This is a genomic window from Paraburkholderia sp., from assembly GCF_026225065.1.
Classification (GTDB): Bacteria; Pseudomonadota; Gammaproteobacteria; order Burkholderiales; family Burkholderiaceae; genus Paraburkholderia.
Window position 1 is genome coordinate 1 of sequence record NZ_JAMFSB010000360.1, and the last position, 13,396, is coordinate 13,396.

Annotated in this window: 11 protein-coding genes; 5 read left to right on the forward strand and 6 right to left on the reverse strand. The window is 63.7% G+C overall.

What is annotated here, in order from left to right; all coding sequences use genetic code 11:
* Positions 1-82 precede the first annotated feature (82 nt).
* The 3 genes from pelF to M0954_RS24855 are packed head-to-tail and all read left to right on the forward strand — an operon-like array spanning position 83 to position 4,032.
* A complete protein-coding gene (pelF, locus tag M0954_RS24845; RefSeq protein ID WP_297356059.1) occupies positions 83-1,711 on the forward strand; it encodes a GT4 family glycosyltransferase PelF in 1,629 nt (542 codons plus the stop codon).
* A complete protein-coding gene (pelG, locus tag M0954_RS24850) occupies positions 1,711-3,084 on the forward strand; it encodes an exopolysaccharide Pel transporter PelG (RefSeq protein ID WP_297356061.1) in 1,374 nt (457 codons plus the stop codon). Before pelF ends, pelG begins: the two co-directional genes overlap by 1 nt.
* 9 nt (positions 3,085-3,093) lie before the next feature.
* Entirely contained in the window at positions 3,094-4,032 is a 939-nt protein-coding gene (locus M0954_RS24855) for an endo alpha-1,4 polygalactosaminidase (protein ID WP_297356063.1), read from the forward strand.
* 18 nt (positions 4,033-4,050) lie between these two features.
* Here M0954_RS24855 and M0954_RS24860 read toward each other — a convergent pair whose 3' ends face one another.
* The 4 genes from M0954_RS24860 to M0954_RS24875 all read right to left on the reverse strand — a co-directional run bounded on the left by M0954_RS24860 (position 4,051) and on the right by M0954_RS24875 (position 8,059).
* Positions 4,051-5,001 (reverse strand): hydroxymethylglutaryl-CoA lyase, encoded by a 951-nt coding sequence (locus tag M0954_RS24860; protein ID WP_297356064.1) that lies wholly within the window; start codon positions 4,999-5,001, stop codon positions 4,051-4,053.
* Between the two features lie 22 nt (positions 5,002-5,023).
* Positions 5,024-6,214, reverse strand: coding sequence for a CaiB/BaiF CoA-transferase family protein (locus M0954_RS24865; RefSeq protein ID WP_133891389.1), 1,191 nt, complete (start codon positions 6,212-6,214; stop codon positions 5,024-5,026).
* A gap of 152 nt (positions 6,215-6,366) precedes the next feature.
* Complete coding sequence (locus M0954_RS24870) at positions 6,367-7,278, reverse strand: LysR family transcriptional regulator (RefSeq protein ID WP_133891390.1); 912 nt, start codon at positions 7,276-7,278, stop codon at positions 6,367-6,369.
* A 133-nt stretch (positions 7,279-7,411) separates the two neighbouring features.
* Complete coding sequence (locus tag M0954_RS24875; RefSeq protein ID WP_297356067.1) at positions 7,412-8,059, reverse strand: LysE/ArgO family amino acid transporter; 648 nt, start codon at positions 8,057-8,059, stop codon at positions 7,412-7,414.
* A gap of 98 nt (positions 8,060-8,157) precedes the next feature.
* Between M0954_RS24875 and M0954_RS24880 the strand changes: the two genes are divergently transcribed.
* Positions 8,158-9,051, forward strand: a complete 894-nt coding sequence (locus M0954_RS24880) for a LysR family transcriptional regulator ArgP (RefSeq protein ID WP_122154330.1) — start codon at positions 8,158-8,160, stop codon at positions 9,049-9,051.
* A gap of 76 nt (positions 9,052-9,127) precedes the next feature.
* On the opposite strand, the gene M0954_RS24885 is transcribed toward M0954_RS24880, so the two are convergent.
* Both M0954_RS24885 and M0954_RS24890 read right to left on the reverse strand, forming a co-directional pair.
* Positions 9,128-10,372, reverse strand: coding sequence for an MFS transporter (locus M0954_RS24885; RefSeq protein ID WP_133891392.1), 1,245 nt, complete (start codon positions 10,370-10,372; stop codon positions 9,128-9,130).
* Positions 10,369-11,370, reverse strand: a complete 1,002-nt coding sequence (locus M0954_RS24890) for a PRC-barrel domain-containing protein (protein ID WP_133891393.1) — start codon at positions 11,368-11,370, stop codon at positions 10,369-10,371. Before M0954_RS24890 ends, M0954_RS24885 begins: the two co-directional genes overlap by 4 nt.
* Positions 11,371-11,958: 588 nt before the next feature.
* Here M0954_RS24890 and M0954_RS24895 point away from each other — a divergent pair.
* On the forward strand, positions 11,959-13,341 hold the full coding sequence (locus M0954_RS24895) for an NCS2 family permease (RefSeq protein ID WP_297356069.1): 1,383 nt from the start codon (positions 11,959-11,961) through the stop codon (positions 13,339-13,341).
* The last annotated feature ends 55 nt before the right edge of the window (positions 13,342-13,396 follow it).

The window sequence follows — 13,396 nt, forward strand, 5'->3', positions numbered from 1 at the left end:
CCCAAACCAGTCAATGGCTCGCGACGCTCGGCAATGCCGCAGCGCTGCCGACGCTCAAACCTGCTGTGACTTACTGGTCATCATGAAAGAGTCCTTGATGCGGCGTGCCGCCGATGCCGATGTCTGCCTGCTGCTGGAAGGCACCTTCCCGTTTGTGCGGGGCGGGGTGTCGAGCTGGGTCAACGAAATGCTGCGCGCGTACCCGCAGACGCGCTTTGCGATCGTCTTTATCGGCAGCCGCGAGCAGGACTATCACGGCGCGGCCTACAAGTTGCCCGACAACGTCGTGCACTTCGAAACCCATTACCTGTATGAGACGGGTTCTGTGGACGCACGCCGGCCGCGCGAGATTGAAGGTGACGCCGCGGCATTTGCGAAGTCGGCCGAGCTGCACGCGGCATTGCGCGACGTGCGCGGTGCGGACGTGGGCAAGCTGATGGCCGAGATGGTGCCGACGCTCGGCGAACACGGTGCGCTCAACGAAGCGCAGTTTCTGGCAAGCCGCCAGTCGTGGGAGTTCATCGTCGAGCAGTACGAAAAGCATTGCACCGACCCGTCGTTTACCGACTACTTCTGGACCGTGCGCATCATGCACAAGCCGTTGTGGCTACTCGCGAACGTCGCAGAGAAGCTGATACCGGCGAAGGTCTATCACACGATTTCGACGGGATATGCTGGTTTTCTGGGCGCATTGTTGCACTATCGCACGGGACGGCCGCTGCTGATTTCCGAGCACGGCATCTATACGAAAGAGCGCAAGATCGATCTGTTGCAGAGCCAGTGGATTCGCGACAACCGCGGCGCATTCGAGCGCGACATCTCGCGCATCAGCTATTTCCGCGAACTGTGGGTGCGCTTTTTCGAGGCGATCGGCAAGCTCGCGTACGACGCCGCCGATGAGATCGTCGCCCTGTATGAAACGAACCGCTTGCGCCAGGTCGCCGACGGCGCGGTTGCCGGGCGCACCCGCAGCATTCCGAATGGCGTGGACGTCGACGGCCTTGCGCCGCTAGTGGAGCAGCGCGTAGCAGGACGGCACAAGGTGGTCGCGCTGATCGGCCGGGTGGTGCCGATCAAGGACATCAAGACGTTTATTCGCGCCATGTTCGTGGCCTCGCGCAGCATGCCCGACATCGAAGGCTGGATCATCGGGCCGGAAGAAGAGGATCCGGCTTATGCGCTCGAGTGCCATGCGCTGGTGGAAAGTCTGGGGCTGGCCGCGAATGTGAAATTCCTCGGCTTTCAGCGCATCGACGACGTGCTGCCGAAAATCGACGTGATCGCGCTCACGTCGATCAGCGAGGCGTTGCCATTGGTCGTGCTGGAAGGATTTGCCGCCGGCATTCCGTCCATTACGACCGATGTCGGCGCATGCCGCCAGATGATCGAAGGACTCGATGAGGAAGACCGCGCGCTCGGCAGCGCGGGGGCGGTGGTGCAGATCGCCAATCCGGCGGCCTTTGCGCAGGCCGTGGTGGCGCTGCTGAACGACGACGCCCGCTGGCAGGCCGCGCAGCAGGCTGGTCTTGCACGGGTGCGCCGCTATTACACGAAGGCGCAGATGACCGACAGCTACCGGGCCTTGTACGAGAAGCTCGCAGCGGCGCCAGACGTTCCGCGCGGCTCGCGCAGTGCAGCCACGGGCGGCTGCCCGGTGCACCATGGCGCGCCGGCGAGCCCTCACGCCGCTCAAGCTGGGGAGACACGCTAATGGCTGGGATTGGTTTCGAACTGCGCAAGATCCTCAAACACGACACGCTGTTCGGCGTTGCGCGGGCTTATGCCTACGCGGGCCTGATCAGCTCGGGGCCGTTGATCCTGTCGATCTTCGGTATCCTGATCATCGGGGTGATGAGCCTCGCGTTCGTGATACCGAAATACGCGATCGTGCAGTTTCAGATATCGGTGACGTATCTGATTGCACTGAGCCTGATTTTGACGGGTCCGCTGCAACTGTCGTTCACGCGTTTCATCTCCGACCGCCTGTTCGAAAAGCGTGACGATCTGGTGCTGTCGAACTACAACGGCGTCGTGCTGGTCAGCACGATCGCCTCCGGGCTGGTGGGTGTGGTGGCGATGCTGGTAGGGTTCAAGAGTGAGCCGTTGGCCTATCGCGTGCTGATGGTTGCGGGTTTCGTGGTGATCAGCAACATCTGGATCGCCGTGATTTTTCTCTCCAGCGTCAAGCAGTACCGGCAGATCCTGTTTGTGTTTCTGATCGGCTATGGCTGCACCGTCGCCTTTGCGTTGATGCTCAACCGGCATGGTCTATCGGGTCTGCTCGGAGGATTCGTGGCGGGGCACCTGGTGTTGCTGGGCGGTCTGTCTGGATTGATCTACCGTAACTACCGCAGCGGACGGCTGATTTCCTTCGAGGTGTTCGATAAGCGCTTTGCTTATCCGACGCTTGCGCTGGTGGGGCTGTTCTTCAATCTCGGCGTGTGGCTCGACAAGTTCATGTTCTGGTATTCGCCTGGCACCGGCGCCCCGGTCATCGGGCCGCTGCATGCTTCGGTGATCTACGATATTCCCGTCTTCATCGCCTATGTGTGCGTGATGCCCGGCATGGCGACGTTTCTGGTGCGCATCGAAGCGGATTTCGTCGAGTATTACGACGCGTTCTACGATGCCGTGCGTAGCGGCGCGACGCTGCGTCACATCAACGATATGCGCGACATGATGGTGGGCAGCGTGCGTGCGGGCCTGTATGAAATCATCAAGATTCAGGTGGTCGTGCTGCTGCTGATTTTCGCTTTTGGGCCGAACGTGCTGGAAGCGCTGAATATTTCGCCGCTATATATGCCGCTTTTGACCGTCGACGTGATTGCGGCCAGTCTGCAGGTGGTGCTGTTGGGTCTTCTGAACGTGTTCTTCTATCTGGACGCACGGCGTACGGTGTTGAAGCTGTGCGTCGCGTTTGTGGTGCTCAACGGGGCGCTGACGTGGATCACGTTGCAGATGAGTCCCAACACGTATGGGTATGGTTTTGCTTTGGCGCTGCTGATTCTGGTAGTCGGCGCGGTGCTGACACTGGACCGCAAGTTCGCTAAACTCGAATACGAAACGTACATGCTGCATAACTGATAGTGCGGGATGCGAATGTTCATGGTGCGCGCGCTGTGCCGCTTCGCCGCCTGGGTGGCCTGCTTCGGCACGGCCGCCGGACTGGGGCCCCTCGCGCAAGCCCAGAGCGCCGCCAGTGCAGCCGGCAACGCCACCAGCGCGACGAATGCCTCCGTGCAACCCTCGGTGGCGTTCTTTTATAGCGACAAGGTACCTGTCGAGGCACTGTCTGGATTCGATGTAGTGGTGGTCGAGCCGGATAGCGACTTCGATCCCGCCACCCGGCACGATCACCATACCGTCTGGTTCGCATACGTCAGCGTCGGCGAAGTAACGCCGCAACGCGAGTACTACGCCGCGATGCCGAAGGAATGGCTGGCTGGCAATAACCCCGCGTGGGAATCGAAGGTCGTCGATCAGGACGCACCGGGCTGGCCGGCGTTCTATGTGAAGCAGGTGATTGCGCCGCTCTGGCGCAAAGGCTATCGCGGCTTCTTTCTGGATACGCTCGATTCGTATCAACTGATCGCCAAAACCGACGCAGACCGCGAGCGTCAGCAAGCGGGACTGGTGGAGGTGATCCGTGCGATCAAGAAACGCTATCCACGGGCGAGGCTGATGTTCAACCGCGGCTTCGAGATCCTGCCGCAGGTGCACGATCTCGTGTACGCGGTAGCCTTCGAATCGCTCTACAGCGGCTGGGATCAGGCGAACCAGCGCTATACGACGGTGCCACAGGCCGATCGTGACTGGCTGCTGGGGCAGGCGCGGATCGTGAGCGACAAATACGCGTTGCCCGTGATCGCAATCGACTACTGTGCCCCCGGCGATGAACAATGCACGCGCGAGACGGTGCAGAAAATCTGCAAGGACGGCCTGGTGCCGTATGTGGCTGACGGTGCGCTGCAGACAGTTGGAGTAGGGCGCGCAGGGATTTGCCCCGACGAGCCGCCGGGCGTGCAGCCCTAAGGGGCGGAACGCCGCCGTTCAGGCCGCGGAGGGGCGCTGCTCATTCGCATCCGGAGCCGGATGCAGATCGAGCCGCCGGCCGGCCTTGAGCAACTGGCTCGGAACGTCGTGGCCGATCAGCCCGGGCAAGTAGGCCGCGACCTGAAGCGCCTCGGTCAGATCGACGCCGGTATCGTAGCCGTTCAGCTCCAGCATATGCACGAGTTCCTCGGTGCACACGTTCCCCGTCGCGCCAGGTGCGTACGGACAGCCACCCAGCCCGCCCAGCGAGGCGTCGAAGCGGTCGATTCCCGCGTCCAATGCAGCCAGCGTATTGGCAAGCGCCATGCCCCGCGTGTTGTGAAAGTGCAGGGTGGTTTCCAGACCGGCGAATTCATCTCGCGTGCGTTGCGCCAGTTGCCGGACCTGGTTGGGATATGCCATGCCGGTCGTGTCGCATAGCGTGACCCCGTGCACGCCGAGCGCGGCGAAGCGCGAAACCCATCTCAGCACTTCGTCCTCCGCAACATCGCCCTCCATGGGGCAGCCAAACGCGGTCGACAGCGATACGTTGATCGCCACCCGTGTGCTGCTTACCACTTCGATCACATCGCGCAGTTGTGCGAATGATTCTTCCCGGCTCATGCGCAGATTCGCGCGGTTGTGGCTTTCACTGACCGACATCACCAGATTGACTTCGTCGACGTCACATGACAACGCGCGTTCGGCGCCGCGCACATTCGGCACCAGCACGGTGTAGATCACACCGGGGCGGCGCTCGATACGATGCATCACTGCTTCGGCATCGCGCAGCGCCGGAATGGCGCGCGGCGACGTGAACGACGTCACTTCGATCTTGGCGAAGCCGCAGGCGCTGAGCCGGTCGATCAAGGCAACCTTGTCGTCGGTTTCGATAAAGCGGGCTTCGTTCTGGAAGCCGTCGCGAGTGGCGACTTCCTGGATGTACAGACGAGGGCGGGTGGCGCTCATCGAAGGTCTCCTGATTGCTTGTTCAGATGATGCCGCGTGCGCGCAGTGCAGCGCGTTTGGCGTCGTCGAGGCCGAGGGTGGCGAGCACCTCGTCGGTATGCTGCCCGAGCTCTGGCGCAAGCGTGCGGATCGTGCCCGGAGTGGCATTAAGTTTCGGCAAAACCCCGGGGACTTGCACCGGTGTGCCGTCGGCGAGGGTGCTATCCACGATCATCTCGCGGGCGCGGTAGTGCGGATCGGCGGCAATGTCGGCGACATCGTAGATCTTGCCGGCCGGAATGCGCGCTTCGTTCAGATGTGCCAGCACTTCGTCGAGCGAGTGCCGTTCCGTCCAGGCGCTAATGGCTGCGTCGATCCGTTCGACGTTCGCGACGCGGCCGTCGTTTTGCGCGAGCGCCGGATCGTCGCCGAGGTCGGGGCGCTCGATCACTTCCATCAGACGGCGGAAGATGCTGTCGCCGTTGCCGGCGATCAGGGCGAATTTGCCATCGCGGCAGCGATAAGCATTGCTCGGCGCAATTCCTGGCAGGCTGCTGCCCGCCGCTTGCCGGACCGCGCCGAACACCGAGTATTCGGGCAGCAGGCTCTCCATCATGTTGAAGACCGATTCGTACAGGGCGACGTCGATCATCTGGCCTTCACCGCCGTTCTGGTCGCGATGACGCAGCGCCAGCAGGATGCCGATCACGCCATGCAGGGCGGCGAGCGAATCGCCGATCGACACGCCGACGCGCACCGGAGTCCGGCCAGGTTCGCCGCTCAGGTGGCGCAGTCCGCCCATCGCTTCGCCGATCACGCCGAAGCCGGGCAGGTCGCGATAAGGACCGGTCTGGCCGTAGCCCGAGACGCGCAGCATCACGAGTTTGGGGTTCAGTTCGTGCAGGGTGTCCCAGCCGAGGCCCCAGCCTTCCAGTGCGCCAGGGCGGAAGTTTTCGATGACGACATCGGCCTCGGCGGCGAGGCGCCGTGCAATTTCCTGGCCTTCAGGGTCTCTCAGGTTCAGCGTCACCGAACGTTTATTGCGCGACTGCGCGGCCCACCAGACCGAGGTGCCCTCGTGCAGCATGCGCCATTTGCGCAGCGGGTCGCCCGTGACGGGCGTTTCGATCTTGATGACATCGGCGCCGAATTCGGCGAGCATCCGGCTCGCGAACGGGCCTGCAATCAGTTGTCCGAGTTCGAGGACGCGGATTCCGTCGAGCGGTCCAGCCATGCTGCGTCTCCATCGTGTGTGTTCCGTTGCACAAGATAGTGACGCAGCGCGGCGGCGCTGGGAATGTCGGATTCTTCACGGACCCTTTCCCGGGCGGAAAGGGCGCAGCGGCGCTTCTTGGCCTGGCTCGGCTTGGCTGGGCTCAGCTCAGCTCAGCCTGCCGCTTCCGGCATGCCCGCCATGAAATCGAACAGCCTGGCTGCCTCCGGCGTGAGTGCCTTAGTGTCCTTCGCACCGATCCACAGCGTGCGTTCGGCCCAGACGTCGGTCAATTGCACCGCGCGCAGGCCTGCCGCGAGGATTTCGGGGCGCACTGCCGCGGCCGGCAGCATGCCGATGCCGAGGCCCGCTTCAATCATCCGGCAGATGCCGTCGAAGCTGCGCATCTGGATGCGCAGCCGCAGCGGTCGCTCGGCGGCGAGGGCGGCGTCCATCATGCGCAGCAGCAGCGAGCTGCCGGCGTTCAGGGCGACGTAGTCGTACTCGAGCGTGTCGGCAAAGGCGATCTGCTTGACGCCCGCGAGCGCATGGTCCGCGGGGACCAGCACGATCAGCCGGTCGCGCCGGTAGACGCGTTTGTCCACCATCGGCGCGGGCACGTTGTCCGCGAAGATGCCTACATCGGTGCGGCCCGCGCCGAGCGCTTCGATCACTTCGCCGCTCAGACGTTCTTCGAGCGTGACCTTGACGCTGGGGTTGGCGGCGAGAAAGCGCTGCAGGTCGGTAGGAAGAAACTGCACGATGGCCGAGGTGTTGGCCCAGATCCGCACATGACCGCGCACGCCCACGGCAAAATCGCTCATTTCGCTCGCCATCCGGTTGACCTGGTCGAGCACCTGCAGCGCGTGACTCAAGAGCCCGTGGCCCGCAGGCGTAAGTTCGACGCCGCGTGGATGACGCACGAGGAGGGCACAGTCGGTGGCCCGTTCGAGGTCGGCAATGCGCTTGCTGATGGCGGAGAGCGTCATATGGCTGCGTTCGGCAGCGCGGGTCAGGCTGCCGGTTTCGGCGACCGTCAGAAAGACGCGCAGAGAATGCAGATCGAAGTGCGTCGGATTGACCATGGGGGCGGCACGTATACAAAAAGCGGGGCAGGAAGCACGATTCTACGGCTTCCTGCCCCCGCTGATTGTCCGTTGTTTGCCCTGCTGCAGTGGCCTCGTGTTTGCCGAGTGCTTCGCTGTGCTTGCCGTTCGGTTAGCGCAATTGCGTGACGGCGAGCAACAGCACCATGCTGCCGATCGCGCCGTCGAGCACGCGCCAGGCCGTCGCACGGCGAAACAGCGGAGCGAGCGCCCGGGCGCCGTAGCCGAGGCCAACGAACCATACGGCGCTGACCGCCATCGCACCGAGCGCGAAGGCCACCCGGCCGGATTGTGCTTCGCGGGCGCCGGCCGTGCCGATCAGCAGGAAGGTGTCGAGATATACATGTGGGTTCAGCCACGTGAGGGCGAGCGTCATCAGGATGATCGGCATGGCCCGTTGAACGGACGGCGTGGCGGGCATTGCGTTGCCTGAGCGCTCGTCACTCGCCGCGTCGACGTCGAGCACGGCATGGCCGGGACGCACCGCGCGGCGCAACGCGTTGATGCCGAACCAGGCGAGGTAGGCCAGGCCGACATACAGCATGGCATGGACGAACACCGGATAACGCTCGACCAGCGCCGACGCACCGGCCACTCCCGCGCCGATCAGGATGAAGTCCGACAATGTGCACAACAGCACGATCTTGCCGACGTGCGAGCGCATGATGCCCTGGCGCAGTACGTAGGCGTTCTGGGCACCGATGGTGACGATCAGCGACGCGCACAGCGCCGCTCCGTGGGAGAAAGCAAGCCAATCCATGAGAGATCCAGTAGACGTATGAGACGAATTGGCGCTAGTCTGCGGTTTCCAGGCTCGTAAGAGAAGCTAATAAAGTTAATGCTGATTAAGGAACGCTAATGCTCGACTACGCTTTGCTGGATGCGCTGGCTGCTGTGGTGCGCCATGGATCGTTCGACCGCGCGGCGAACGAACTGAACGTGACGCCGTCTGCGGTGTCGCAGCGCGTGAAATTGCTGGAGGAGCGGGTGGGCAGCGTGCTGGTTAAACGCGGGCAGCCGTGTGTGGCGACGACCTCGGGCGCGCTGCTGTGCCGGCATACGGAGCGGGTGCAGTTGCTCGAATCGGAGCTGACGGGGCGCCTGCCGGCGCTTCCGGGCGCATTGGTCGAGTCGTGGCCGACATTGCGCGTGGCGGTCAACGACGACAGCGTGGGCACATGGTTTATCGATGCGGTGGCGGGGTTCTGTGTGGAGCGGGAGATGCTGCTCGATCTCGTGATCGACGATCAGGATCATACGGCGCAGCGGATTCGCGATGGCAGCGTGCAAGGCGCGGTAACCACGCAGGCGGAGCCGGTGCAGGGCTGCCGGTCGGTGCGGCTTGGACGGATGCGTTATCGGGCAGTGTGCGCGCCGGATTTCTTCGAGCGCTACTTCGCCGATGGGGTCACGCGCGATTCGCTGCGGCGCACGCCTTGCATCGACTTCAATCCGAAGGATCAGTTGCAGAAGCGCTTCATGCGCCGGATTACTCGTGCCGAGGTCGATCCGCCGTTGCACTGGATTCCTCACGTCGCGGGCTTCCTCAGAGCGTGCGTCACGGGGATGGGGTGGGGCCTGTGTCCGGAGCGGATGATCGCGTCGCATCTCGAGAGCGGTGAGCTCGTGGATATGGCGCCGGGTAAGCCCGTCGATGTGGATCTGTACTGGCAGAGCTGGCGGTTGTCGATTGGGTGGCTGGATGATTTCGGCACGGTGTTGCGCAAGCGGGCGACGGAGTTTCTGGATTGAGCGGGCTCGCGCAAACAAACAAAAAAGCCGGCATCGCTTTCACGACGCCGGCTTTTCTTCGTAGCGGATCCGCCAACTACGGCGCCTCCGGCACCCCTTCCGGCTGCGGCACCGTCTCACTCTCGCGCGTCTCCGGCATCGCCGCCCACACGAGCAGCACCGCCAGCGCCCCAGCCGCGGCGAGCCCAAAGAAGCTGACCGTATTGCTGAAGCGGTCTGCAATGAAACCCGCTGCCGCCGTACTCAACGTCGCGCCGATCCCCGCCGCCAAACCGAACAGTCCGATACACAGGTTATAGCGTCCCTTGCCGCCGGCCACATCCGCGGCGATCAGCGGCAGCATCACCCCGAATACCGCAGCGCTCAAGCCATCGAGCATCTGCACCGGCACCAGCAGATAAGGGCTGCTGATTCCGGCAAACAGCAGCGCGCGAACCGGCAGCGCAGCGAAGCCGAACAACAGGATCGGGCGGCGCCCCCAGCGTTGCGCCGAGCGTCCCACCCACGGCGACATCATCGCCACGATCGCCTGCGGCACGATGATGCAGGCCGCAATCACGAGCTGGACGTTATCGCCCATGCCAGCAGTCACTTCACCGGCCGCGAGGTTGAGCATCGCCGCGTTGGAGAGGTGGAACAGCACGATACAGGCCGCGAAGATCAGCATGCGCTTGTCGCGCAGCAACTCGCGCAGGCTCTCGCGCTTTTCGTCCGCGTCCGGAGTGGGCTTCGCCTGGGGCGTGGCGTCGACGGTGCCGGTGTTCTGCACCATACTCAGCGCAATCAGCGCGGGCATGGCGAGCGCGGCCGTCAACCAGAATACGGCGCGCGACGAGAAGTACTCGCCGAACAGCCCCATCAACCCGGCCGCAATCGCACTGCCGATAGACGCCCAGCGCGCATTGCGCCCGAGCCGGTCGCCAAGGTTCTGGCGTCCGACCAAAGCGAACGAGATCGCAGCCATGGCTGGCACCAGCATGCAACTCGCGAAGCCGTGGAAGACCTCTGCGGCAATTACGGGCAGCACGGTCGGACTGCTGGCGAGCAACACCGCGGAGAGGATGATCGCGATGATCGCCCAGGCGGCGGCGCCTTTCTTGTTCTTCATCGCATCGACGGCGGCGCCTGCCGGCACCTGACTCACCATCGCGCTGATCGTGCCCACCGACAGCGCCATGCCGATCTCACCCTGGGTCCACTTGTGCGAGGCGAGGTAGGACGCGATAAACGGACCAAAGCCGGTCTGCACGTTCGCGACGAAGAAATTCATCCAGTCGAGCGCGCGCAGGCTGCGTGTTGTAACCATAAGCCGGCCTGTCATCGGGACGCCCGCGCGGTAGATGCAGTCGCTGTGGATGATGCAGCGGCGGCGGGCGGCGGCGCAGGCGTTGCTGGCGGCGCGGGCGGTGCAGGCGAAACGGCGCGGATCGGCTGATCCGATGCATACGGCGGCGACGCGGCGATCGCCGCATCGCTCAGGTCCATCAGCGGATAGAGCGTCTTGTCTTTTACCGCGAACCGCAGCGCTGACCAGTTCGCCGCAATCGTGCGGCGGTCGGCGCTCACCATGCCGCTTACGTCGAGCACGACTGCTTGCGGCTGGGCATTGGCGTCGATCAGCACGTCGATCACGCGGCCCACTTTCGCGCCGTTCGGCCGTTCAACCGTGGCGTCGAGCAACGGCAAGCGTGTGGCGGTCGCGGTGCCGGCCGCTGCCGCGGCCGCCTTCGCGCGGTCGGTCGGCGGCGCCTGACCCGGCGCGAGATTCAGCGTGATGGGCGCGGTCTTGGCGGCCGGCGTGAAGCGGAACACGTTCCACGGGAAATTAACCTTGCGGTCGCCGACCCCGAGGAAGCCCTGCAGATTGACGATCATTTCGATCGGCTTGCCGCTCGGGTCAGTGACGAGATCGACGGCGCGTCCTACGACCTTGCCGTCAGGCCGTTGCACTTCGCTGTCGAGCAGCCCGTGCGCCTGGTTGCGATCGATCAGTCGCGTCACGATGAGCGGCGCAGGCGTGGGCGGCGGCGGGGCGGGCGTGGCAACCGGCGGTGGAGGCGGCTCCTCTTTCTTTGGCGGTGGCGCCGGAGGACGCTTGGGCTTTGCCGGCGTTTCGGGCTTGGTCGTTTCCGTTTGAACCGTCGTCTCAGGCGGTCCGGCTACGAGGGTGGAACTGGCGGGTTCGACGAGATCCGGGACGGCCTCGGTGATTGGCGCCTGCTGCGGTCCGCGCAGCAGACTGCAACCCGACAGGGCGACAGCCGCGAGGACGAGAAGGATCGGGTAACGGAAAGCTGGACGTCGAAAACCGCCACTCATCAAGAAAGACTCCATGGGCGCGAGCGAAGGGTGCGATTGACTTGCCGCATCCTGCGCCGCTGCAATTGAAACGGCGAATGGCTCAGAGTTTAACCCGCAGCACGCTGCGTTCCGGCGCGAGGCCACTGGAAAGCAGCCAGCCGACGACGTCAATGGGGCATCTCCCGGTCTGCGGCCCGCGCAAAGCGGCACCACAGGCATGCGACACGTGCGTTACAGACCGTAGGTGTAAACACGCGGGCCGAACCCCTGTGCCGCCGTGCCTTAGACGATATAAGCATCGAGACATGACCGGCATGCCATTCATGCGATGGGAGACATATTGGTATTCGCCTACATTTCGGGACAGCAAATGACGAACGGTGCTAACGCGGATTTGACTCTGCCGGTTTAACCCGATAAGTAGATGGCCGATTGTAAGGGATGTCGGGAATCTTCAGATCAAAGCGGGCTGGCCTGAAACACAGACTGTCCGCTGCGACGAACGTTCAAACCTTGCCCCACCACATTACATAAACGCAACGAGACGAACCTGATGACAGCCGGTGCCCCGGCTGTTTCAGCATGCTGATAAAGGAGGCACTCATCATGATGGAACCCCACGCCCAGCCGATTTCCGATGTCGGCGTCGACACCTTCGACTCCAAGGGCTTTCTCGACCGGTACTTTGAAATCTCCTCGCGCGGCAGTTCGCAGCGCCAGGAAATCATTGCCGGCGTCACCACTTTTCTGGCGATGGTCTATTCCGTCTTCGTCGTGCCGGGTATGTTCGGCAAGGCGGGCTTCGACACCAGCGCGGTGTTTGTGGCCGTGTGCCTGACGACAGCGTTCGGCTCGCTGCTGATGGGGGTCTGGGCCAAGCTGCCGATCGCCATCGGCTGCGCGATCTCGCTGACCGCCTTCACGGCTTTCGGTCTCGTGCTCGGCAAGGGCCTGCATCCGACCGTGGCGCTCGGCGCCGTGTTCCTGATGGGTATCGTCTTCACCGGCATTTCGGTGACGGGCGTTCGTTCGTGGATCCTGCGCAATCTGCCGTCGGGCGTCGCGCACGGCACCGGGATCGGCATCGGCCTGTTCCTGCTGTTGATCGCGGCCAATGACGTCGGCCTCGTGGTCAAGAACCCGGGCGCAGGTCTGCCGGTTTCGCTCGGCAATATCACGGCGCTGCCGGCACTGATGTCGGTGGTGGGGCTGGCTGCGATTTTCGGTCTGGTGAAGCGTCGCGTGCCGGGCTCGATCCTGATCGTGATCGTCGCGATCTCGGCGCTCGGCCTGCTGATCGATCCGGCGGTGACGTATCACGGCGTGTTTGCGCTGCCGTCGCTGAGCGCGCCGGGCCATGCTTCGCTGATCGGTGCGATGGACATTAAAGGCGCGTTGTCGTTGGCAGTACTGCCTAGTGTGCTGGCGCTAGTGATGACGGCCGTGTTCGACGCGACCGGCACGATTCGCGCTGTCGCAGGGCAGGCTGGTCAGCTCGATGCCAACGGCCGCATCATCAACGGCGGCCGTGCGCTGACGGCGGATTCGCTGAGCTCGATTTTCTCGGGCTTCCTCGGCGGCGCTCCGGCTGCGGCCTACATTGAATCGACGGTCGGCGTCGCGGCCGGCGCGAAGACGGGGATGGCCGCGACTGTCGTCGGTCTGCTGTTCCTCGTCGTGATGTTCTTCTCGCCGCTTGCGGGTCTCGTGCCTTCGTATGCGACGGCTCCGGCGCTGATGTACGTCGGCCTGCTGATGCTCTCCAGCGTGAGCAAGCTGGATATGGACGACATGGTCGACGCGATGTCGGGTCTCGTCTGCGCGGTGTTTATCGTGCTGACCGCCAACATCGTGACGGGCATCATGCTGGGCTTCAGCACGCTGGTGATCGGCCGTGTCGTGAGCGGCGAGTATCGCAAGCTGAACGTCGGCACCGTGGCGATCGCAGTCGTGCTGGCCGCGTTCTATCTTGGCGGCTGGGCTATCTGATCGCGGTTCTGCCGTGGTCCCTGGTAGTCCCTGGTTTGGCGCGTGAGCAGGGTGG

What these genes read in the sequence shown, in the direction of transcription:
- pelF (WP_297356059.1), top strand. Translation starts at nt 83, where the DNA reads ATGAAAGAGTCCTTGATGCGGCGTGCCGCCGATGCCGATGTCTGCCTG.
- M0954_RS24895 (WP_297356069.1), top strand. Translation starts at nt 11,959, where the DNA reads ATGATGGAACCCCACGCCCAGCCGATTTCCGATGTCGGCGTCGACACC.
- M0954_RS24885 (WP_133891392.1), bottom strand. Translation starts at nt 10,372, where the DNA reads ATGACAGGCCGGCTTATGGTTACAACACGCAGCCTGCGCGCGCTCGAC.
- M0954_RS24860 (WP_297356064.1), bottom strand. Translation starts at nt 5,001, where the DNA reads ATGAGCGCCACCCGCCCTCGTCTGTACATCCAGGAAGTCGCCACTCGC.
- M0954_RS24880 (WP_122154330.1), top strand. Translation starts at nt 8,158, where the DNA reads ATGCTCGACTACGCTTTGCTGGATGCGCTGGCTGCTGTGGTGCGCCAT.
- pelG (WP_297356061.1), top strand. Translation starts at nt 1,711, where the DNA reads ATGGCTGGGATTGGTTTCGAACTGCGCAAGATCCTCAAACACGACACG.
- M0954_RS24870 (WP_133891390.1), bottom strand. Translation starts at nt 7,278, where the DNA reads ATGGTCAATCCGACGCACTTCGATCTGCATTCTCTGCGCGTCTTTCTG.
- M0954_RS24855 (WP_297356063.1), top strand. Translation starts at nt 3,094, where the DNA reads ATGCGAATGTTCATGGTGCGCGCGCTGTGCCGCTTCGCCGCCTGGGTG.
- M0954_RS24875 (WP_297356067.1), bottom strand. Translation starts at nt 8,059, where the DNA reads ATGGATTGGCTTGCTTTCTCCCACGGAGCGGCGCTGTGCGCGTCGCTG.
- M0954_RS24890 (WP_133891393.1), bottom strand. Translation starts at nt 11,370, where the DNA reads ATGAGTGGCGGTTTTCGACGTCCAGCTTTCCGTTACCCGATCCTTCTC.
- M0954_RS24865 (WP_133891389.1), bottom strand. Translation starts at nt 6,214, where the DNA reads ATGGCTGGACCGCTCGACGGAATCCGCGTCCTCGAACTCGGACAACTG.